The sequence below is a fragment of the Novosphingobium sp. PhB165 genome (assembly GCF_004341845.1).
In the GTDB taxonomy this organism is placed as follows: domain Bacteria; phylum Pseudomonadota; class Alphaproteobacteria; order Sphingomonadales; family Sphingomonadaceae; genus Novosphingobium.
In genome coordinates this window covers 902,113-921,835 of sequence record NZ_SLVB01000001.1, presented here as the reverse complement: position 1 = coordinate 921,835, position 19,723 = coordinate 902,113, and the positions used below count along the sequence as shown (strand labels likewise).

At 64.2% G+C, this 19,723-nt stretch carries 18 protein-coding genes; 6 read left to right on the top strand and 12 right to left on the bottom strand.

Going from position 1 to position 19,723, the window contains the following annotated elements:
- Positions 1-3: 3 nt before the first annotated feature.
- Complete coding sequence (gltX, locus tag EDF56_RS04385) at positions 4-1,458, bottom strand: glutamate--tRNA ligase (protein WP_132385470.1); 1,455 nt, start codon at positions 1,456-1,458, stop codon at positions 4-6.
- Between the two features lie 29 nt (positions 1,459-1,487).
- On the opposite strand from gltX, the gene EDF56_RS04380 reads away from it, so the two are divergent.
- Positions 1,488-3,689, top strand: coding sequence for a ComEC/Rec2 family competence protein (locus EDF56_RS04380; RefSeq protein ID WP_132385786.1), 2,202 nt, complete (start codon positions 1,488-1,490; stop codon positions 3,687-3,689).
- Positions 3,690-3,842: 153 nt separating this feature from the next.
- On the opposite strand, the gene lexA is transcribed toward EDF56_RS04380, so the two are convergent.
- The 3 genes from lexA to moaC form a co-directional block, all read right to left on the bottom strand.
- Positions 3,843-4,532 carry a transcriptional repressor LexA gene (lexA, locus tag EDF56_RS04375; RefSeq protein ID WP_132385469.1) on the bottom strand — a complete coding sequence of 230 codons (690 nt, stop codon included), beginning with the start codon at positions 4,530-4,532 and terminating at the stop codon, positions 3,843-3,845.
- A 114-nt stretch (positions 4,533-4,646) separates the two neighbouring features.
- Complete coding sequence (locus EDF56_RS04370) at positions 4,647-5,867, bottom strand: molybdopterin molybdotransferase MoeA (protein ID WP_132385468.1); 1,221 nt, start codon at positions 5,865-5,867, stop codon at positions 4,647-4,649.
- Positions 5,867-6,349: a cyclic pyranopterin monophosphate synthase MoaC gene (moaC, locus tag EDF56_RS04365; protein ID WP_132385467.1), complete on the bottom strand. Its 483-nt coding sequence runs from the start codon at positions 6,347-6,349 to the stop codon at positions 5,867-5,869. Before moaC ends, EDF56_RS04370 begins: the two co-directional genes overlap by 1 nt.
- Before the next feature lie 273 nt (positions 6,350-6,622).
- Here moaC and EDF56_RS04360 point away from each other — a divergent pair, with 273 nt between their 5' ends.
- Positions 6,623-7,474 carry a GyrI-like domain-containing protein gene (locus EDF56_RS04360; protein WP_243652373.1) on the top strand — a complete coding sequence of 284 codons (852 nt, stop codon included), beginning with the start codon at positions 6,623-6,625 and terminating at the stop codon, positions 7,472-7,474.
- Positions 7,475-7,486: 12 nt separating this feature from the next.
- Here the strand turns inward: EDF56_RS04360 and trpC are convergent, their stop codons facing one another.
- The 6 genes from trpC to EDF56_RS04330 are packed head-to-tail and all read right to left on the bottom strand — an operon-like array spanning position 7,487 to position 14,223.
- On the bottom strand, positions 7,487-8,278 hold the full coding sequence (gene trpC / locus EDF56_RS04355; RefSeq protein ID WP_132385465.1) for an indole-3-glycerol phosphate synthase TrpC: 792 nt from the start codon (positions 8,276-8,278) through the stop codon (positions 7,487-7,489).
- 19 nt (positions 8,279-8,297) lie between these two features.
- Positions 8,298-9,290 (bottom strand): anthranilate phosphoribosyltransferase, encoded by a 993-nt coding sequence (gene trpD / locus EDF56_RS04350; protein WP_132385785.1) that lies wholly within the window; start codon positions 9,288-9,290, stop codon positions 8,298-8,300.
- 5 nt (positions 9,291-9,295) lie between these two features.
- Complete coding sequence (locus EDF56_RS04345; RefSeq protein WP_132385464.1) at positions 9,296-9,895, bottom strand: aminodeoxychorismate/anthranilate synthase component II; 600 nt, start codon at positions 9,893-9,895, stop codon at positions 9,296-9,298.
- Positions 9,892-10,704, bottom strand: a complete 813-nt coding sequence (locus EDF56_RS04340) for a phosphodiester glycosidase family protein (protein ID WP_132385463.1) — start codon at positions 10,702-10,704, stop codon at positions 9,892-9,894. Before EDF56_RS04340 ends, EDF56_RS04345 begins: the two co-directional genes overlap by 4 nt.
- Complete coding sequence (locus tag EDF56_RS04335) at positions 10,701-12,212, bottom strand: chorismate-binding protein (protein ID WP_132385462.1); 1,512 nt, start codon at positions 12,210-12,212, stop codon at positions 10,701-10,703. The genes EDF56_RS04340 and EDF56_RS04335 overlap by 4 nt, the downstream gene beginning before the upstream one ends.
- Positions 12,213-12,252: 40 nt before the next feature.
- The gene (locus EDF56_RS04330) at positions 12,253-14,223 is read right to left on the bottom strand and encodes a peptidylprolyl isomerase (protein ID WP_132385461.1); all 1,971 of its coding nucleotides are present in this window, start codon (positions 14,221-14,223) and stop codon (positions 12,253-12,255) included.
- 332 nt (positions 14,224-14,555) lie between these two features.
- Here EDF56_RS04330 and tpiA point away from each other — a divergent pair, with 332 nt between their 5' ends.
- From tpiA to EDF56_RS04315, 3 genes are all read left to right on the top strand, one after another.
- The gene (gene tpiA / locus EDF56_RS04325) at positions 14,556-15,314 is read left to right on the top strand and encodes a triose-phosphate isomerase (protein ID WP_132385460.1); all 759 of its coding nucleotides are present in this window, start codon (positions 14,556-14,558) and stop codon (positions 15,312-15,314) included.
- 156 nt (positions 15,315-15,470) lie between these two features.
- Positions 15,471-15,884 (top strand): preprotein translocase subunit SecG, encoded by a 414-nt coding sequence (secG, locus tag EDF56_RS04320; protein WP_132385784.1) that lies wholly within the window; start codon positions 15,471-15,473, stop codon positions 15,882-15,884.
- A gap of 160 nt (positions 15,885-16,044) precedes the next feature.
- Positions 16,045-17,673, top strand: a complete 1,629-nt coding sequence (locus EDF56_RS04315; protein WP_132385459.1) for a CTP synthase — start codon at positions 16,045-16,047, stop codon at positions 17,671-17,673.
- Positions 17,674-17,732: 59 nt separating this feature from the next.
- On the opposite strand, the gene EDF56_RS04310 is transcribed toward EDF56_RS04315, so the two are convergent.
- Positions 17,733-18,668 carry an AEC family transporter gene (locus EDF56_RS04310; protein WP_132385458.1) on the bottom strand — a complete coding sequence of 312 codons (936 nt, stop codon included), beginning with the start codon at positions 18,666-18,668 and terminating at the stop codon, positions 17,733-17,735.
- Positions 18,669-18,825: 157 nt separating this feature from the next.
- A complete protein-coding gene (locus tag EDF56_RS04305; RefSeq protein WP_132385457.1) occupies positions 18,826-19,293 on the bottom strand; it encodes an Hsp20 family protein in 468 nt (155 codons plus the stop codon).
- Between the two features lie 161 nt (positions 19,294-19,454).
- Here EDF56_RS04305 and grxC point away from each other — a divergent pair, with 161 nt between their 5' ends.
- Positions 19,455-19,718 carry a glutaredoxin 3 gene (gene grxC / locus EDF56_RS04300; protein WP_132385456.1) on the top strand — a complete coding sequence of 88 codons (264 nt, stop codon included), beginning with the start codon at positions 19,455-19,457 and terminating at the stop codon, positions 19,716-19,718.
- Positions 19,719-19,723 lie beyond the last annotated feature (5 nt).

Genomic DNA, 19,723 nt, shown 5'->3' with positions numbered 1-19,723 from the left:
TCCTTATATTTGCGTTCCGGCCGCCACGTCCGCCTGCGCGCCAATGCGAGCAAGGCTTTCGTCCCGACCGAGCAGAACCAAGACGTCGAAAATGCCCGGAGAGGTCGTTTGACCGGTCAGGGCGGCTCGCAGCGGTTGTGCGAGCTTGCCGAGGCCCAGTCCCAGCTCCTCGGCCATTGCCTTGAGGTTGGCTTCCAACGCCTCGAGGGTCCATTCGGACTCTCCCGAGAGGCGCTCATGCATCACGGCAAGGCGCGCACGCGCTTCGTCGGTCAGCAGCGCCTGCGCCTTCTCGCTCATGGCGAGCGGGCGCTTGGCGAACAGGAAGGCCGCGCCTTCGGCAAGTTCGTTGAGGTCCTTTGCGCGGACCTTCAGAACCGGCATGGCCCGCGTGAGCAGGGTCATGTCCGGATTGTTGCAGCCTGCTGCCTCAAGGCGCGGCAGGACGAGGCCGGCAAGCCGGGCGTCATCCGCTTCGCGCAGGTAGTGGCCGTTGAGATTTTGCAGCTTGGCAATGTCGAAACGCGAGGGCGACTTGCCGACGTCGGCCATGTCGAACCATTCGACCGCCTTTTCGCGGCTGATGAATTCCTCGTCGCCGTGACCCCAGCCGAGCCGCAGCAGATAATTGAACAGCGCTTCGGGCAGGATGCCCATCTCATCGCGATAGGAATCGACGCCGAGTGCGCCGTGGCGCTTGGAAAGCTTGGCGCCATCCGAACCGTGGATCAGCGGCACGTGGCCATAGACCGGGACATCCCAGCCCATGCCATGGATGATCACGAGCTGGCGGAAGGCGTTGTTGAGATGATCGTCGCCGCGCAGGACGTGGGTAACGCCCATGTCGTTATCGTCGACCACGACGGCGAGCATATAAGTAGGCGTTCCGTCCGAACGCAGGATCACGAAATCGTCGATCTCCTCGTTCTTGACCGTAACTTCGCCCTGGACGAGGTCCTGGATCGTCGTTTCGCCCTCGCGCGGCGCCTTGATGCGCACGACATAGGGCTTTTCGGCGGGCCAGGCCGAGGGATCGGCGTCGCGCCATTCGCTGTCGATGCGGAACGGGCGGCGCTCTTCCTGTGCCTTCTGACGGCGTTCGGCGAGTTCCTCGCTCGTCAGGTAGCAGCGATAGGCGTGCCCCTTGGCGATGAGTTCGTCCGCGACCTGGGCATGCCGATCCGAGCGGGCGAACTGGAACACCGCCGGCTCGTCGCCGCCGAGCCCCAGCCAGTTCAACCCATCGAAAATCGCCTCTATCGCCGGTTCGGTCGAACGGGCGCGGTCAGTGTCCTCGATGCGCAGGAGGTACTTGCCGCCATGGTGGCGGGCATAGAGCCAATTGAACAGCGCCGTACGAGCGCCGCCGATATGCAGGAAACCCGTGGGCGAGGGGGCAAAGCGCGTGACGACGGGCTTTCCGTCCGTCTGTCCGCTCGATGCGCTACCGCTTGCCATTGTTATCACCTTCCGTCCTTATGTCGGCCATGGCCAGCCACGCCGCCACAACCGATGATCCCGTTTTTCCGGCCTCTGCCGGAGGCGCTGCGTTGCAGCATCGCCCATGGATCAGCCAGAGCCACATGTCGAGGTGTTTGGTCGGTGTCGAGTGTTTTCTTTCGAACTGCGGTTTCGACAAGGCGCCGTGGCTTACAGTGGGCTTTGGGGCCGGAATTGCAGGCTGGTTTGGCCTACCCGGGCCTCTCTATTGGATTGCATTCTGCGCAACTTGTGCGGCTACCGCAACTGCTGCCAGCGTCTGGCGGCACGGTCGGGCCAACTTTCCGCTGGTGCGACGTGCGGTCATGTCGATGGCGCTGGCTTTGCTGTTCGGTTGCCTGGCCGTGTGGGGCCGTTCCGAGCTGGTTGGCGCGGCGCCGATTTCGCGCTCCTTATCGGGTACGTTCATGGCCCGCGTCCTGTCGGTGGAAGAGCGGCCGGCCCAGGAACAGCGCCGGTTTGTTGTGGCAATGCGGGAGCCGGCGACCGGCCGGGCGATAATGGCGCGGGTGACTGTGCCCAATCGATTCGGCGCTCTGCACGCCCATTCGGGATCACAATCGCAAGTCGGGCCGGGCGCGTTGATCCGCTTCCGTGGCAGGCTGGTTCCGCCGGCTTCTCCGCTCATCCCAGGGGGTTACGATTTTGCTCAGGCAGCGTGGTTCGCGGGCCTTTCCGCAACGGGTAGTGTCCTCGCGCCGATTGAGGTCTTGAACGCCGGAACGGGGGGAGACCTTTTGGCTGCCTGGCGGGAAGATCTGAGCGGTCATATCCAATCGAAGCTACCGAGCGGCAGTGCAGGTATCGCCGTGGCATTGGTTACCGGGGACATGGGGGGCATTTCCCAGCAGGATGGGCAGGCCATGCGCGATGCCGGGCTGGCGCATCTGCTCTCGATCAGCGGTCTGCACGTGAGTGCGGTTATCGGCGCCGTCTATTTTCTCGCGCTTCGCCTGCTGGCGCTCTCACCTGCATTGGCGTTGCGCTGCCGGCTTCCCATTCTGGCGGCAGGGTTGGGGGCAATCACCGGCATCGCCTATACGTTGTTGACGGGATCGCAGGTGCCGACGGTACGATCCTGTGTGGGATCGCTCCTGGTCCTCACCGCATTGGCGATGGGGCGGGAGGCCCTGTCCGTTCGCTTGCTGGCGACCGGGGCCTTTGTTGTCATGCTGTTATGGCCAGAATCTCTTGCCGGGCCGAGCTTCCAGATGAGCTTTGCAGCAGTGCTTGCGCTGATCGTGGTGGCAAATGCCGGTCCGGTAAAGCGCTGGATGGCGCCCCGTGAGGAAAGCATTGTGATGCGCCTTCTGCGCGATATTGTCCTTACGCTGGTGACCGGGATCGCGATCGAAGCCGTACTCATGCCGATCGGCCTCTATCATTTCCATCGGGCGGGTGTGTACGGAGCCATGGCCAACATCGTGGCAATTCCGCTGACGACCTTCATCATCATGCCGCTGGTCGCTGGGGGCCTGTTGCTCGACATCGCCGGACTGGGCGCCCCAGTCTGGTGGCTGGCGGATTGGGCCATTGCATTCCTGCTGGACCTTGCTCACGGAACGGCAGGACTTCCCGGCGCCGTGAGGCTGTTCCCGACGATGGGAACGGGCCATTTCCTGCTTTTCGTCGCGGGCGGACTTTGGTTTGCCTTGTGGCGTGGGAGAGTGCGTTTTCTGGGGCTCGTCCCCGCAATCGCAGGTGCACTCGGTTTGGCATTGCTGACGCCGCCGGACATCCTTGTTGCAGGCGACGGCCATTACGTGGGCGTGGTTGTCGACGGCGGAAGAAATCTGGCCCTCTTGCGCGAGAGCAAGAGCGATTATGCCATGGACAACTTCCTGGAAGTGGTCGGCCAGAGGAATGCCCCACTTTCCCTGCCTCGGCGGCCGGAAGCACGCTGCAATGCGGATTTCTGCGCGGTTTCACTTGATCGTGGCGGCCGGACGTGGCGTGTACTGATAGCGCGCAGCGACGCCTATGTTCCTGTCCCCGCGCTTTTGCGCGCGTGCAGTCAGGTCGATATCGTGATTGCAGATCGCGGCTTGCCAGGAAGTTGCCATCCCCATTGGCTCAGGATCGACCGACCTATGCTCAAGCTGACGGGCGGTCTCACCGTCGACCTGTCTGGGCAGACAGTGCAGACCGTTGCCCAAGAGCAAGGCGGTCATGGCTGGTGGCGGCCCTAGAGCGTATTTGAATCAGGAAGCATCTGATGAATCGGAAAACGCGACAAACCAAAAACTTGGAGCGTTTTACCCGATACAGTCGGATCAAACGCTCCAGATCGTCGTAGATGCAGGATTTCGCTGCCCGCCAAGTGGGCGTTTGCGCTGCTCGCTTCAGTGATAGCGGCGCAGAATTCCAGCGAGTTTACCCTGCACCTGAACTTCATCCGCACCGTAAAGTTGGGCTGTATATGCCGCATTGGCCGGGTCGAGCCGTACCTTGGGGCCTTCGCGCCGCAGGTACTTTAGGGTTGCCTCTTCACCACGAATGAGGGCGACGACAATCTCGCCGTCACGCGCGGTATCGGTACGCTTCACGAGGGCCAGGTCACCATCGAGAATTCCCGCCTCGATCATCGAGTCGCCCGAAACTTCAAGGGCGTAATGATCACCGGAACCGAGCAGGGCCGCCGGAACCGGCAGCATCGACTGACCCTCGATGGCCTCGATCGGCGCCCCGGCAGCGATACGGCCGTGCAGCGGAATTTCGATCACGTCGTTGGCCGGTTCGGGTGCCCGAGGAGCCGGACGCAGTGACGGCGCTGTTTCGCGCGGCGGCGCAGCGGCGGCGGCCGGCTTGCTGTTGACGTCTTCGGGCTGACGAAGAACTTCCAATGCCCGTGCGCGGTTGGGTAGGCGGCGGATAAAGCCGCGCTCTTCCAGTGCCGAAATCAGGCGGTGCACGCCCGACTTGGACTTGAGGTCAAGCGCTTCCTTCATCTCTTCGAAGCTAGGCGAGACGCCGCTGTCTTCGAGCCGCACCTGAATGAACCGGAGCAATTCGTGCTGCTTGCGCGTCAACATCTGGCCTGCCTCACCTGCTGGGCCGCCGTCAGCGGCCTTGTTGCCATCGCGAAGAACACTTGCAGGATCGTTCGCGAACAATGAGGGAACAATTAAGCAACGAATCCGGTAACGTCAAGCAATACCGCCATTCTGGAGCAAGTAGACTCGCACCGGATCGCCTGCCCCGGCAACTGGCGCACGCGCGGGGCGATCGATCAAGACATTGCTGATGGCCAGCGAAGCGAGTGCGCCACTGTCCTGAACGACTTGCGGGGTGACGTTTTCTCCGTCCCACACGCCTCTCAGGAATTCGCGGCGATCGCCGGTCGCGGGTAGAGGGCTTGTCAGCAGGGCGAGCATGGACATGGGCGTCGGTCGGGCCGCGCCCAGCAGCGCGCGCAGGACCGGCAGCAGGAAGTGATACGCGGTAATATGGCTGGAAACGGGGTTTCCGGGCAGTCCGATAACGAGTTGGCTGCGCGGGCCTTTGGCTTTCCGAGCAACCAGGATCGGCTTTCCCGGTTTGATCGCTACGCGCCAGAAATCGAGTTTGGCGCCCCAGGCTTCGAGAGCCGGGCGGACAAGGTCGTGCTCGCCGACGGAGGCACCGCCGCTGGTGACGATCACGTCCGAATCCGCCGCCGTCTGGAATGCTTTGACCAGTGCTTCCAGTCGATCCTCGACCGGCCCGATCCTGTCGACTTTCACGGGCAGATTGCGCGCCATGGCGGCGAGCATGGCGCCATTGCTGGCGGGGATTTGATGTGGTTCGCAGCATTCCGGGTCGGAAGTCAGTTCGTCCCCGCTGTCGATCACTGTGAGGTGGGGAATGCGCCGGACAGGAAGGTGTTTGTGGCCGGCTGCCATGGCGAGCGCCGCCTGCGAGGATCCAATCCGAACGCCAAGGGGAAGGACTTCCTTGCCTTCGGGGAAGTCCATGCCGCGATGGCGTATGTGTTTGTGTGCCGGGATGGGCGCCTCACCGGTTAGCGAGATGCGATGCTGTTCGCGGGACAGATCTTCCTGGAGGATGACTGCCTCGGCGCCCGCGGGCATCAGCGCGCCGGTGGAAATGCGCACGGCCTGACCCGGTGCCACGGTTGAGTCGTAGGGATGACCCGCCGCGCTCTCACCCACCACATGCCATGGGCCGGTGAGGTCTTCGGCGGTGACTGCGTAGCCATCCATCGCCGAGACATCTGCTGCCGGTTGGGTGCGGCGAGCCAGCATGGGCTCGGCAAGGTAGCGGCCCAGCGCCCCCTCTATGTCAACGCGCTCGATCGGCAGGGGTTCGACAAGCGAGAGCAGCTTGGCCTGTGCTTCTTCGAGCGAGAGCATTGGATGTCCGGCCATCAGGCAGTGCCTTCCAGAGTCCAGTGTCCCGACTTTCCGCCGCGTTTCTCGATGAGCCGAATTTCGCCGATGACCATGCCTTTATCGAGCGCCTTGGCCATGTCGTAGATTGTCAGAAGTGCGATGGAAGTTGCTGTAATAGCTTCCATTTCGACACCAGTTTTGCCGGTGAGGGTGGCCGTGGCCGTTGCGCGGATGGCGCTGTCTTCGAAATGGAAATCCACGTTGACCGCATCAAGCATGAGCGGGTGGCACATGGGGATCAGATCGGCGGTCTTCTTGGCGGCCATGATCCCGGCGATGCGGGCTGTGCCAAGAACATCGCCCTTGGGCGCGTTTCCGAGGCGGATCGCTTCGAGGGCGTTCGGCGTCATGGAAATCCGGCCAGATGCCACGGCGAGGCGTTGGGTTTCGTCCTTGGCGCCGACATCGACCATGCGGGCGGTTCCATTCGAATCGATGTGGGTCAGGCTCTTGGTCATGTTCAGCCTTCGGCTTCCGCAAGGTGACTCAGTTTACATGGTCCTGAGAAAGATGCCGCAGCCGCGCCGGATCGCTGGATTCGCGCGGTTTTTCTGGAAGTTCTGCAAAGGTCCATGAAGGACCGATGGCAGATTTTGTGCGAGTAGGACAGGGATTGCGGCGCGATTATCGCAAGATCGATCAGGCAGGCATTTGGGTTTCGTGGCAGGACAGCTTGCATGACACGAAGCTCGAAACAGGATGAACATTCGCGCCGCCGCTATTTTGACCGAATGGCGCGCGTGGTCGAGCGGATCGATGCAGAGCAGGACGCGTCGCCAGACCTCGAAACGATCTCAGGTTGGGCCGGATTCTCGCCGTACCATTTCCATCGCCAGTTCCGGGCGCTGAGCGGAATGCCGGTCCAGCGTTTCGTTCAGCTTTCGCGGTTGCATCGGGCGGGCACGAAGCTGGCCTATCAGCCCCGCACGCGGGTTACCGATGCCGCGCTGGATGCCGGTTACGAAGCGCCAGAAGCCTTCACCCGCGCCTTTCGCGCGTGGATCGGTCAGACGCCTTCGGCCTTTCGTGCTGGGCCGGACTGGTTGGCATGGCAGGCCCTGAGCAACACACTTCAAGCGACAAGGAACAGGGCAATGGTTGAAACCACGGCAATCGACGATGTCGAGATTCGCGTATTTGCATCAGTGCACGTGGCGGTCATGGCGCATCGTGGCGACATGGCAAAAATCGGCGACACGATCCGGAGATTCATCGACTGGCGGCAATCGGCGGGCTTCGTGCCGCCAGGCAGCCGCACGTTCAATCTCTTCCCGACCGATCCGCGCACCACACCGATCGAGGATCATCTGGTCATGCTCTGCGCGTCGGTACCGGCATGGTTCGCCGGTGACAGCCCGGCCGGCGTGCGTGTGGACGAGATTCCCGGCGGCCGCTATGCGGTGCTGCCGATCACGGGTCCGGCAATGGACCTGGAGGAATCCGCGCTATGGCTCTACCGGGAATGGTTGCCCGCCAGCGGCGAGAGCCTGCGCGATTATCCTCTTTTCTGCGAGCGCGTGCGCCTTTACCCGCAGTTTTCCGCGACCGAGGCGCTCACGGAAATGTTTCTGCCGCTGGCCTGACCGGCGCGCTGATCAGGCGCCGGTGAGCAGAGTTCGCGTTGCCGCTTCCACGTCCCTTTCGCGCATCAGGCTTTCGCCAACAAGGAAGGTCCGCGCACCGCAACCTGAGAGTCTTTCGAGGTCGGCGTGGGTGTTGATGCCGCTTTCGCTGACCAGAAGCGTGCCCTCGGGCGCCAGTGGCGCAAGGCGTTCGGTGGTGGCGATGTCGGTGACGAAGCGCTTGAGATTGCGGTTATTCACGCCAATCAGCCGCGACTTCAGGCGAGCGGCGCGCTCCATCTCAGCTTCGTTGTGGACTTCGACGAGGCAGTCCATGCCGCGTTCGTGGGCGGCGGCTTCGAGTTCGGCCATCAGCACGTCGTCAAGAGCGGCGACGATGATGAGAATGGCGTCGGCGCCGATCGAGCGGGCTTCGGCCACCTGCCAGGGATCGACCATGAAGTCCTTGCGGATCACCGGCAGCGCGCAGGCGGCGCGGGCGTCCATAAGGAAGTCCTCATGGCCCTGGAAGTAAGGCGCGTCGGTGAGGACCGAGAGGCAGGCGGCGCCGCCGCGCTCATAGGCGACGGCATGTTCTGCGGGACGAAAATCAGGACGAATCAGTCCTTTGGAAGGCGAAGCTTTCTTGATTTCTGCAATCAGGGCAAAGCCGTTTTGGGCCTTGGCACGCAGCGCCGCTTCGAAGCCGCGCGGGGCGCTCTGGTGCGCGGCGTGGGCATCAAGGTCGGCCATGGTGGCCACGGTCTTGCGCTCGGCAACTTCCTCGCGCTTGGTGTCGCAGATCTCGGTAAGCTTGTCGGACATCGTAAACCTTTCGCGCGGCTCAGGCCTTGAGCGCGGAAATCCAGCAGTTGAGCAGGGCATTGGCGAGGCCCTTGTCGATGGCTTCGGCCGCTTCTTCGACGCCTTCGCGCCAGGTCTCGGCCTCACCGGCGACGATCAGGGCACCGGCGGCATTGAGCAGCACGGCATCGCGATAGGCGCCGTGTTCGCCCATGAGCAGGCGGCGCAGGGCTTCCGCATTGTAGGCCGCGTCGCCGCCGCGGATCGCGCCGACGGGTGAGATGGGCAAGCCGACATCCTCCGGCCCAACGCGGCGCATCGAGAGTTCGCCGTGCTTGATCTCGGCCACTTCGTTGCCGCCCGCGAGGCTGAGTTCATCCAGCCCTTCATCGCCGGAGATCACGAAGGAGTGATCGCTGCCAAGGCTCATCAGCGCTTCGGCGTAGATCGGCACATAGGCCGGGCGGGCGATGCCGACGAGTTGGCGGCGCACATTTGCCGGGTTGGCGAGCGGGCCCATCAGGTTGAAGATGGTGCGGCGGCCGATCGCCTTGCGGATCGGCATGATCCTGCCCATTGAGGGATGGTGGCGGGCGGCGAAGAGGAAGCAGATGCCGAGGTCGCCCAGCGTCTCTTCCGCTGTTTCAGCCGCGCGGTCGAGATTGAGGCCCAGCGCTTCCAGCGTGTCCGCCGCGCCGGCCTTGGAACTGGCGGCGCGGTTGCCGTGCTTGGCGACCGGTACGCCGCAGGCCGCGACGACCAGCGAGACCGCCGTCGAGACGTTGAGCGTGTGGTGACCGTCGCCGCCGGTGCCGCAGACGTCGATGGCGTTGGCGGGGGCATCGATCGGGATCATGCGGGTGCGCATGGCGCGCGCGGCGCCGGCGATCTCGCTGGCGGTCTCTCCGCGCTCGGTCAGAGCGAGGAGGAAGCGGACCACGGCGTCGTCGCCCACGCGGCCATCAAGAATGGCACCGAAGGCCTCTTCGGCTTCGGCTTCCTCGATGGGATGAAGGGGATCGGGCAGGATCATCGTCGTCATGCCGCGGCGAGCCGTGCGGGCATTCGGGCTTCGATGCCGCAGAGCTTCAGGAAATTCGCCAGCATCGCGTGACCGTGCTGGGTAGCTATGCTTTCCGGGTGGAACTGCACGCCGTGGATCGGCAGCGCCGTATGGCGGAAGCCCATGACGTGGCCGTCGTCCGACCGGGCATTGATCGTCAGCGTCTCGGGAACGTCCTCGACGATCAGCGAGTGATAGCGCGTGGCGGTGAAGGGCGAGGGCAGTCCTGCGAACAGCCCGGTGGCGTCATGCGTCACGGCCGAGGTCTTGCCGTGCATCAGTCCGCCGCGCACGACTTTGCCGCCGAAATACTGGCCGATCGACTGATGTCCAAGGCAGACGCCGAGCAGCGGCTTTCCGGCATCGGCGGCCGCACCCACGAGGTCGAGGCTGATGCCTGCCTCATTCGGGGTGCAGGGGCCGGGCGAGATCAGGAAGCCCTGCGCGCCGCTGGAAATCGCCTGCCCGGCCGAAAGTGCGTCGTTGCGAACGACTTCGACTTCGGCGCCCAGTTCCATCAGGTAGTGGACCAGATTCCAGGTGAAGCTGTCGTAGTTGTCGATGACGAGGATCATGATCCAGCCTTTCCAGAATTGGCCCCGATAGCGGCCTTTGCGCTTTTCTCGACAACGATCAAGGGGCCGAGCGGCGGACCGCCGTCGACGCGCCCGTGTTCGGGGTCCCAAAGCGAGGAGACGCTGCCGTCGAGAAACAGCGCGTTGGGACAGTCCAGCTTGTCGCGAAACAGCCGGGCGAGCTTGCCGAACGAGACCGGCTCATCCGAGATCACGAAGTGCGCGCGCCCTTGCCGGTCGACACCAACGGCATTGCGCAGCTTGAGCGATTGGCCGTCTTCATCGATCCGGGGATGAAGCTTGCCGTCGATCACCAGCATCGGGCCGGATTGCGTGCCGAAATCGGGGCGATGGTTCACTTTGCTCGCGAACTGGTCGGTCGTGCGGATCTGCCAGTGTCCGGCGGCATCGCCGAAGAATACGCCGTTGGGCAGGAGGTGGAAATTACCCCAGCCCTTGTTGGTGTTGAGCGTATGGACGCGCTCGCCCTCGATCGCGGCATAGCCGATCGGCTTGCCGTCCGCGTCGAACATGCCGCCGTTCATCGCGAAGGCGACTGCCGGGCTGCCCGAAGGCCGCCCGACCGCAAGCTGCGAGAGGCTGCGATAAGGTGCGCCGTTCTTCGGCCCCAGAACGAGGTGGATGGTGTGGCGGCCGGGCGTGGCGGTGCAATGCGTGAAGCTCGCGCCTTCGAAACTGGCGCCCTCGCATGGCGGCGGAGGCGGAGCCTCCGCTCGCCGCTGCGGTTGCTGGGCGCCCGAGGAACAGGCAGCGAGGGTTAGCGCAGCCGCAAGAGCGGCGGCCCTCATTGGCCGAAGCCCGGCTCTCCCGCCACGCGGATGGCCTCGCGCGCGGCGGCGAACAGAGCGCCCGACTTGGCCTCGCACTCACGCTGTTCGTAAGCGGGATCGCTATCGGCAACGATGCCCGCACCGGCCTGGACGTGAAGCACGCCGTCCTTGAGCACGCCGGTACGCAGGACGATGCACGAGTCGACCGAGCCATCGGGCGCGAAATAGCCCACGCCGCCGGCATAGGCGCCGCGCGTTTCGGGTTCGAGACTGGCGATAATCTCACAGGCGCGGACCTTGGGCGCGCCGGAAACGGTGCCTGCCGGGAAGCCCGCGAAGACGGCGTCGATGGCATCGTGCTTCGCCGTGTCGAGCTGGCCGATCACGTTCGAGACGATGTGCATGACGTGGCTGTAGCGCTCGATCGTATAGCTGTCCGTCACTTCGACGCTGCCGGCAGAGGCGACCCGGCCAACGTCGTTGCGACCGAGGTCGAGCAGCATGAGATGCTCGGCGCGTTCCTTGGGATCGGCGAGCAGGCTCACTTCGTTGGCCTTGTCCTCGGAGGCGGTCTTTCCGCGCGGGCGCGTGCCGGCGATCGGGCGGATCGTCACTTCGCCCTCGCGAACGCGGACGAGGATCTCCGGGCTCGATCCGATCAGCGCGAAGCCGGGCAGGTCGAGGAAATAGAGGAACGGAGACGGGTTCACACGCCGGAGCGAGCGGTAAAGCGCGATCGGCGGGAGCGGGAATTCGCAGGTGAAGCGCTGGGCCAGCACGACCTGGAAGATGTCGCCCGCCTCGATGTAGTCCTTGGCGCGCGTGACCATGGCTTCATAGTCGGCGGCGGCCATCATCGGCGTCCGTACCGGCTCGGGAAGGTCCGTCACGGCGGCCGCGACCGGGACAGGCGCGGAAAGCTTGCGCAGCGCCTCATCGATGCGTTCGGCCGCCATATCCACAAGCGTTTCGGGCTTGCCGTTTTCGGGCCACAGCGGGGCAACGAAGAACAGCTCGTCGCCAAGCCGGTCGAAGATCAGGATCAGCGAGGGGCGGACGAAGAGCATGTCGGGCAGCGCCAGTTCACTCTGCCGTGCACGAGGCAGCTTTTCGACAAGACCGATGGTCTCGTAGCCGAAATAGCCGACCAGGCAGGCGAGGGCCTTGGGCAACTCGGCCGGAACCTCGAAGCGGCACGATTCCACCAGTGCGCGCAGTTCGGCGAGGGCATCGCCTGGGAGCGCCTCGAAGGCGTCCCGGTCATGCTGCCACTTGCGGTTGATCGCGCAGGAGTGGCCATCGGCGCGGAACACCAGATCGGGATCAAGGCCGAGCAGGCTGTAGCGCCCGCGCGTCTCGCCGCCTTCCACCGATTCGAGCAGGAAGTCGCCGCGCCCTTCGGCGAAGAGCCTCAGCGCGGCCGCCACCGGCGTTTCGATATCGGCGACGAGACGGCGCCAGAGCAGCGCGGGCTTACCCTCGCGCAGCCGTGACAATGCCTCTTCGCGATCCGATTCGCGCTTCATGCCGATGGGTGTCCTTCTTTGGGTGTTACGGGTTTATCGGTCAGTTCGCCGGCGTGGTGCCGCCAAGCTGATCGCGCACCGTCTTGAATGCGGGGGCGTGCTTCTCGGAGCCGACCTGCTTGGTGATCGCCTTGGCGAGCGCGTCGGTATAGGCCGACCCGAGCTGGCTGGAGAGTTCGCGCTGCGTACCCTGCACGACAACCGGATTGCCCTGACTGGGCGTCTGGACGTCGTTGAGCGCGACGACGAACCAACCGCGTCCGCCACCGGCCGACTGCACCTTCACGGTGCCCTTGGCCATGTGGAACAGCAGCGAGACCGGCGGGGGAACCTGACGGCCCTGGCGCATGGCTTCGGTCAGCATCGGGCGGCTCATGGCCACGTCCTGCACCGGCGGCAGCGTCTTGCCGAGCGCGGCGACGGCCTCGTTCAGCGACTTGCCGCTGCGCACGGCAGCCTGAACCTTGAGTGCGGCTGCCTTGGCGTCGACCGAACCCTTGTCGAGCTTCCACGCCTCGGTCACGTCGGCGACGATTTCCTTGAACGGGGCAGGGGCGGAGGGGGTGATATCGGTCACGTCATAGATGACGTAGCCGGCGGTGGTTGGAGCCGTTGTGCCCGGAGTGAGCTGGGCAAGCTGCGGCTTTTCCTGCTCCATCGAGAAAGCGGTCGAGAGGATCGGCTGAAGCTGGGCAGGCGCGGTTTCGCCGGGCTTGCCATAGACGGCGCCCGTGGCGGTGATGGGCTGGGTCGTGCCGACCGTAGCGCCGATCGCCTTGGCAACTTCGACAAGGCTCGCGCCGCTCGAGAACTGGTCGTCGATGCGGGAAAGCAGGTCGGTGAAGGCCGCGCGCTGCTTTTCTGCGGTAAGCTTGGTGACGATGTCGGCGCGAACGGCGGCGAGCGGACGCTCTGCGGTCTTCTGTTCCTGCTCGACACGGATCACGTGCCAGCCCAGCGCGCTCTTCTGCGGAGCGGTGAGCTTGCCGGTCGGCGTCGCGAAGACGGCGTCGGCAACTGCCGGGGAGAACTGCGCGGAAAGCTGGTCGTGGCTGAAGAATTCGAGGTTGGCGGCCGAAAGGCCCTTTTCCTTGGCAGCCTGCTCCAGCGACTTGCCGCCGGCCACTTCGGCCGCGACAGCCTTGGCGGCGGCTTCGGTCGGGACGATCAGCTGCGTGATCTTGCGGTCATCGCGCGCGGCGTAGAGCGCGGCCTTGTCGGCCTCGTAACGCTTGGCGATATCGGCGTCGGTCGGCGCGGCGACGTTCTTGAGCGTGTCCTCGCCGAAGATGGCGTAACGGATCACGCGGCGTTCGGGGCGCACGAACAGGTTCGAATGGGCCTTGTAGAACCCTTCGAGTTCGGCCTGCGATGGCGCCTGCGTAGGCGCAAACGCCATCGACGGCACAGTCACGACCTGACCCTTCCGGTTCTCTTCCAGCAGTGACGCGTAACGCGTGGCAAGCGAGAGCGGCATGGTCGCGCTGAACTGCGCAGGGATCATGAGTTGCTGGGCGATCAGGCCCTGGCTGAAATCGTCGCGCAGGGCCTGCTCGGGAATGCCCTTCTGCGCCAGCGCCTGCCGGAAGGTGGTCTGGCTGAACTTGCCGTCTACGCCCTGGAATGCGGGGATCCGTGCGATTTCGCTGTCGATGAGGCGCTTGCTTGCAATAACGCCGTTATCGTTACCGAACACGGCAATCGCAGTGCGCGAGATGATCTCGTCGAGGATACGCTCAAGACCGCCCTCAGCGACCAGCATCTTCATCGTTGCGGTCGGGTTCTGGGCCCGGATCTGCTCAAGCTGCGAATTGGCAGCCGAGGTCAGCTCGGTGGCTTCGACATTCTTGCCGCCCACGGTGGCAACCGCCGTGGCGCTGCCCAGGCCTGCGGAGTTGCGCATGCCGTTGATGTCCCCGCCTGCAAAGGCGAGCGTGATGAGCACGAGTACCGCCAGGGCAATGCCGGCACCGATCTTGGACTTCAGGAAGTTACGGAAGAATGAGAGCATGGACCGGGCCGATCAGCGTGGAGAACGAATATACGGACAAGCGCAAAGGCGAAACCGATGCGGGCGCAGGCTTTAGGGGGCGCGATGCGATCCTGCAATGGCTGACCTGCAGTGGTTGGCGTGGAGAGTGCGGGGGCACGGTGCATGCCGGGCGGCAACTCGGCGCAATTCGCCCCGTCCCGGCGGTTTTGCGTGTTCTGGGGCGGCGCGACTTTTGACAAGTCGGGCCCGGCTGCCTAGCAGCGCCCCGCAAGCGTTCGGCTGATTCCCGCCCTCGGCGGTAGAACTACGTGGCCGGACGCAGACCAAAAATGATTCAGGGTTTTTGTTAGATGGCTGCTCTGCCTTACATCGTCGGTAACTGGAAAATGCATGGCACGCGCGCGATGCTTACCGAGGCGCGCGCGATCGACCGGGCTGCCGCACGCTTTCCCAAGGTGCAGGTTGCCCTCGCTCCGCCCGCCACGCTGATCTTCCGTATGCGCGACGCTGTCGAGCTGATCGGCGTCGGCGGCCAGGATTGCCGTTCCGAGGAGAGCGGCGCTTTCACCGGCGATATCTCCGCGCCCATGCTCAAGGATGCCGGTGCGGACTTCACCATTCTCGGCCACTCGGAGCGCCGCACGCTCCATGGCGAGAGTGACGCGCTCGTGAAGGCCAAGGCCGAGGCCGCGCTGGGTGCGGGCCTTGCGGTGATTCTCTGCGTCGGTGAAACCGAAGCGCAGCGCGACGCGGGCGATGCCATCGCCGTGGTCGCCGCGCAGCTTGAGGGTTCGTGCCCGCGTACCGACGGGGCGCCCGAAAAACTCTCGATCGCCTATGAGCCGGTCTGGGCCATCGGCACTGGCCGCGTGCCTTCGATCGAGGACGTGGCCGAAATGCATGCAGCGATCCGCGCAAAGCTCGTCGCGCTTTATGGCGAAGGCGGTGCGGACGTGCGTATCCTTTACGGCGGCTCGGTAAAGGCTGAGAACGCGGCCGAACTGCTCTCCGTGCCCGACGTGGGCGGAGCGCTGGTCGGCGGTGCCAGCCTGAGCGCCGAAAGCTTCACGGCCATCATCGGCGCGGCGGCCCTGCTGGACGCCGACTGACGCTGAAATGTTGCGCTTTGCCGGAAGCGAACGGGCAGCGATGTCGTTCGAATTCCGGCTGGTGGCTTGCGCAGGGGCGCTCCAGCGCCTATCTGCGCGGCTTGAATCGCGGGACGAGCAATCGTCCCCTCCGAAAGATCGAGACTTAACACGATGCTGTTCACTTTCCTGACCGTGGTCCAGGCCATCGTTGCCTTGCTTCTTGTGGTCGTGATTCTGATTCAGAAGTCGGAAGGCGGCGGCCTTGGTGTTGGCGGCAGCCCCTCGGGCATGCTTTCGGCGCGCGGCGCGGCGAACTTTCTGACGCGCGCGACCGGCGGTCTTGCCGCGGCTTTCGTGATTCTCTCGATCGTGCTTGCGGCGCTGGCGGTCAACAAGACCGGCGACGACGTCGATACTTCGCTTCAGCGTGCAGCGGTTCCCACCGCGCCGGCACCGGCCGCTCCGGCGCCCGCGCCGACCGATCCGCTCGCCGGCGCGGCCAATCCGGCCGCCGCTCCGGCCGCTCCTGCCGGTGGCGCCACTCCGGCCCCGGCGAATGATCCGCTTTCGGGTGCCGCTGGCCACTAAACCGGCCCGGTACCCCCGCGTATCATCGTAAAGAGAATGCCGTCTGGCTCTGACAGACGGCATTCTATCGCTTTTTGGTCTTTGGCCATCCGTTTGATCTGTGGATTGAGGCACAGCGCTCTTGCGCTCGTGCCCCCATGCAATTTAAGGGCCGACTCCCATGGCGCGGCATATTTTTATCACCGGCGGCGTGGTTTCCTCGCTCGGTAAGGGTCTCATGGCGGCGAGCCTCGCCGCACTTCTGCAGGCACGCGGTTATCGCGTCCGCATCCGCAAGTTCGACCCCTACCTGAACGTCGATCCGGGCACGATGAGCCCCTATCAGCACGGCGAAGTCTTCGTCACCGACGACGGTGCCGAAACCGATCTCGACCTTGGCCACTACGAGCGCTTCACTGGCGTCTCGGCGCGTCAGGCTGATAACATCACGTCGGGCCGCATCTATCAGGACATCATCGCCAAGGAGCGTCGCGGCGCCTACCTCGGTGCCACGGTCCAGGTCATTCCGCACGTTACCGATGCGATCAAGGACTTCGCCATGGCGGAGACCGAGGACCTCGATTTCGTGCTGTGCGAAATCGGCGGCACCGTCGGCGATATCGAGGGCCTGCCCTTCGTCGAGGCGCTGCGCCAGATGCGCAATGAACTCGGCCGCGAGCAGACCTGCTTCGTCCACGTCACGCTGGTGCCCTACATCGCCGCTGCCGGCGAGCTGAAGACCAAGCCTACGCAGCACTCGGTGCGCGAACTGACCGGCCTTGGCATCCAGCCCGACATCCTGCTGTGCCGCTGCGATCGCGAACTGCCCGAAAGCGAGCGCCGCAAGATCGCGCTGTTCTGCAACGTGCGTCCGCAGGCGGTGATCCCCGCACTCGACGCGCCGAACATCTACGCGGTGCCGCTCCAGTATCACATGGAAGGCCTCGACGCGGAGGTTCTGCACCACTTCGGCATGTCCTCGCCCGCGCCGGAACTCCGCCGCTGGAGCGACATTACCGACCGTTTCGAACACCCCGAAGGCGAAGTGACCATCGGTGTCGTCGGCAAGTACGTCGGCCTGCCCGATGCCTACAAGTCGCTGAACGAGGCGCTCGTCCACGGTGGCATGGCCAACCGCGTGAAGGTCAACGTCAACTGGATCGATGCCGAAATCTTCGAGAAGGAAGATTCGGAAATCGCCGCCGCGCTTGAACCCATGCACGGCATTCTGGTGCCCGGGGGCTTCGGCGAGCGCGGTTCGGAAGGCAAGATTGCGTCGGTCCGCTTCGCCCGTGAGCGCGAGGTGCCGTTCTTCGGCATCTGCCTCGGCATGCAGATGGCCTGCATCGAAGGTGCGCGCGCTGCCGGTATCGAAAAGGCCAGCTCGACCGAGTTCGGCCCGACCGAAGAGCCCGTGGTTGGCATCATCACCGAGTGGATGACCGAAGACGGCCTCCAGACCCGCGCCGAAGGCGGCGATCTGGGCGGCACCATGCGTCTTGGCGCCTACAAGGCGATGCTCTCGCCCAACAGCCACATCGCCTCGATCTACGATGCGACCGAGATTTCGGAACGCCATCGCCATCGCTACGAGGTCAACGGCAAGTACCGTGACGCGCTTGAGGGCAACGGCCTGATCTTCTCTGGCATGTCGCCTGACGGCCTGTTGCCCGAGATCGTCGAACGTCCGGACCATCCGTTCTTCGTCGGCGTGCAGTTCCACCCCGAACTCAAGTCGCGCCCCTTCGAACCGCACCCGCTGTTCAAGGGCTTCATCGCTGCCGCGCTGCGGCAGGCGCGTCTGGTCTGATCGACCGGTTCGAAATCGAAAAAGGGCCGGCTCCCCTGCGGAGCCGGCCCTTTTTCGTTTCAGCGAAGGAGTGAAAGCAGCAGCGTCACCGTACCGATCGAAAGGACCGTGGAGGTGAGGATGACTTCCGCGGTCAGTGCACCTTCGCGGCGGTGGAATTCGGCCAGCATGAAAGGTCCAGTGCCGGTAGGCAGCGCTGCCAGCAGTACCGCCGCATTGCGCAGCGGTATGGGCAGGGGAAAGACCCAAAGCGCCAGAACCAGCGTCAGCGCCGGATAGACGAAAAGCTTGAGCGCCACGAGAAGCGCGGTCGTGCCAGCCGCGCCTTCGCCCTTGTCGCGCGGTTCGGCCAGGAACATGCCGAGGCAGACCAGCGCGCAAGGGCTGGCGGCCGAACCCAGCAGCTTGAGGAACGCATCGAGCGGGGCGGCAATGCCAAGGCCGCTCGCCATCACCGCCGCGCCGGCCAGAGGGGCCAGCACCAGCGGATTGCGAAACAGGGCCTGGCCGACACGCAGCATGATAACGGCGGGATTTCCACCCTTCTGATTACCGAATTCGATCAGCACGATGGCGAGTGCGAACAGCACGCAGACGGTGTTGATCGTGGCGATCAGGGTAAGCGTCTGGGATGCGGGCCCCAGCGTTGCCAGTAGCAGTGGGAAGCCAAGGAAGGCCGTGTTCGAGTAGCTCGAATTGAGCCCAAGGATCGCGGCATTACCGATGTCGCGCCCCATCCACCGGCTTACGGCCACGGTCAGCACGAAGAACGCGAAAGTGCTGATCGCGAAGACCGCGACGAAGCCCGGTTGCCAGAGCTGGGCAAGGTTTGCCTTCGCAACGATGTCGAAGAGCAAGGCGGGCAGGGCGAGGTAGACGACGAAACGGTTTAGCTCGGTGGTCGATTGCGGGCTGAAGATGCCGACGCGGCGGGCCAGCCAGCCGACAAATGTCAACGCGAAGATCGGCAGGACGACCAGAAGTATCGAGAGCATGGTGGAATTGCGGTCCGCTATGTCGGGAGCGTGCCGCTTATCGGCTGCAAGGCTCGCATTCCAGCGCGGAAAAGGCGCAGGGATGTGCGGTGGGCGCAAAAAGGGCGGCCCGGATGTCCGGACCGCCCTCGATCATATCAATGCGTCAGGGCTGCAATCAGGCTGCGGCGATCTCGTCGGAGCCGCCTTCGACCACGGTCAGCGTATTGCCGCCGATCGCGATCTTCTTGGGCTTCATCGCCTCGGGCACTTCGCGAACGAGGTCGATCACCAGCAAGCCATCGGCAAGGTCTGCCTGATCGACGCGGACATAGTCGGCCAGTTCAAACCGGCGCTCAAACCCGCGTTGGGCGATGCCGACGTGCAGCATCTCGCCTTCATTGCCGTCGTCGGGCTTGTTGCCCCGGACGACGAGGAGGTTCGCCTGCGCGGTGATGTCGATGTCGGCCGGCTTGAAACCGGCGACCGCCAGCGTGATGCGATAGGCGTCGGCACCACGACGTTCGATGTTGAAGGGCGGATACTTGTCGCCGGCGTTGGCGCGCGCCTGGTTCTCGATCATGTCGAACAGGCGGTCGAACCCGACCATGGTGCGGCGATAGGGGGTGAAATCGATGCGATTCATGACAAAAATCCTCGTCTGAGCAATCTTCGTTTGATGAGGCCCGAAAGCTCGGCGCCTCGTAATCGAGCCATCCCCATGGCGGGCCATGACTCGAGTGATTAGATATGGTAGCGCCCCACGCTTTCAAGGGGACGCTAACCCTTTTGACGGAGCCCGTTTTGATGAGTGAACCGAAGGTCGAGATCTACACCAAGTGGGGTTGCCCTTATTGCGTCGCGGCCAAGGCGCTGCTCGACGACAAGGGGGTGCCTTATGAGGAGTACGACGTGACCATGGGCGGCCCCAAGCGCGCGGAGATGGAAGAGCGCGTTCCCGGTGCGCGCACCGTGCCGCAAGTGCTGGTGAACGGAAAAGCCTATGGCGGATTCGACGATATCAATGCGCTCGACCGTGCGGGTGAGCTTGACCCCGTCCTTGGCTTGTAAGGCGT

Coding starts and splice junctions, on each gene's coding strand:
- gltX (WP_132385470.1), bottom strand. CDS start 1,458: ATGGCAAGCGGTAGCGCATCGAGCGGACAGACGGACGGAAAGCCCGTC.
- EDF56_RS04380 (WP_132385786.1), top strand. CDS start 1,488: ATGGCCAGCCACGCCGCCACAACCGATGATCCCGTTTTTCCGGCCTCT.
- lexA (WP_132385469.1), bottom strand. CDS start 4,532: ATGTTGACGCGCAAGCAGCACGAATTGCTCCGGTTCATTCAGGTGCGG.
- EDF56_RS04370 (WP_132385468.1), bottom strand. CDS start 5,867: ATGGCCGGACATCCAATGCTCTCGCTCGAAGAAGCACAGGCCAAGCTG.
- moaC (WP_132385467.1), bottom strand. CDS start 6,349: ATGACCAAGAGCCTGACCCACATCGATTCGAATGGAACCGCCCGCATG.
- EDF56_RS04360 (WP_243652373.1), top strand. CDS start 6,623: ATGGCGCGCGTGGTCGAGCGGATCGATGCAGAGCAGGACGCGTCGCCA.
- trpC (WP_132385465.1), bottom strand. CDS start 8,278: ATGTCCGACAAGCTTACCGAGATCTGCGACACCAAGCGCGAGGAAGTT.
- trpD (WP_132385785.1), bottom strand. CDS start 9,290: ATGATCCTGCCCGATCCCCTTCATCCCATCGAGGAAGCCGAAGCCGAA.
- EDF56_RS04345 (WP_132385464.1), bottom strand. CDS start 9,895: ATGATCCTCGTCATCGACAACTACGACAGCTTCACCTGGAATCTGGTC.
- EDF56_RS04340 (WP_132385463.1), bottom strand. CDS start 10,704: ATGAGGGCCGCCGCTCTTGCGGCTGCGCTAACCCTCGCTGCCTGTTCC.
- EDF56_RS04335 (WP_132385462.1), bottom strand. CDS start 12,212: ATGAAGCGCGAATCGGATCGCGAAGAGGCATTGTCACGGCTGCGCGAG.
- EDF56_RS04330 (WP_132385461.1), bottom strand. CDS start 14,223: ATGCTCTCATTCTTCCGTAACTTCCTGAAGTCCAAGATCGGTGCCGGC.
- tpiA (WP_132385460.1), top strand. CDS start 14,556: ATGGCTGCTCTGCCTTACATCGTCGGTAACTGGAAAATGCATGGCACG.
- EDF56_RS04315 (WP_132385459.1), top strand. CDS start 16,045: ATGGCGCGGCATATTTTTATCACCGGCGGCGTGGTTTCCTCGCTCGGT.
- EDF56_RS04310 (WP_132385458.1), bottom strand. CDS start 18,668: ATGCTCTCGATACTTCTGGTCGTCCTGCCGATCTTCGCGTTGACATTT.
- EDF56_RS04305 (WP_132385457.1), bottom strand. CDS start 19,293: ATGAATCGCATCGATTTCACCCCCTATCGCCGCACCATGGTCGGGTTC.
- grxC (WP_132385456.1), top strand. CDS start 19,455: ATGAGTGAACCGAAGGTCGAGATCTACACCAAGTGGGGTTGCCCTTAT.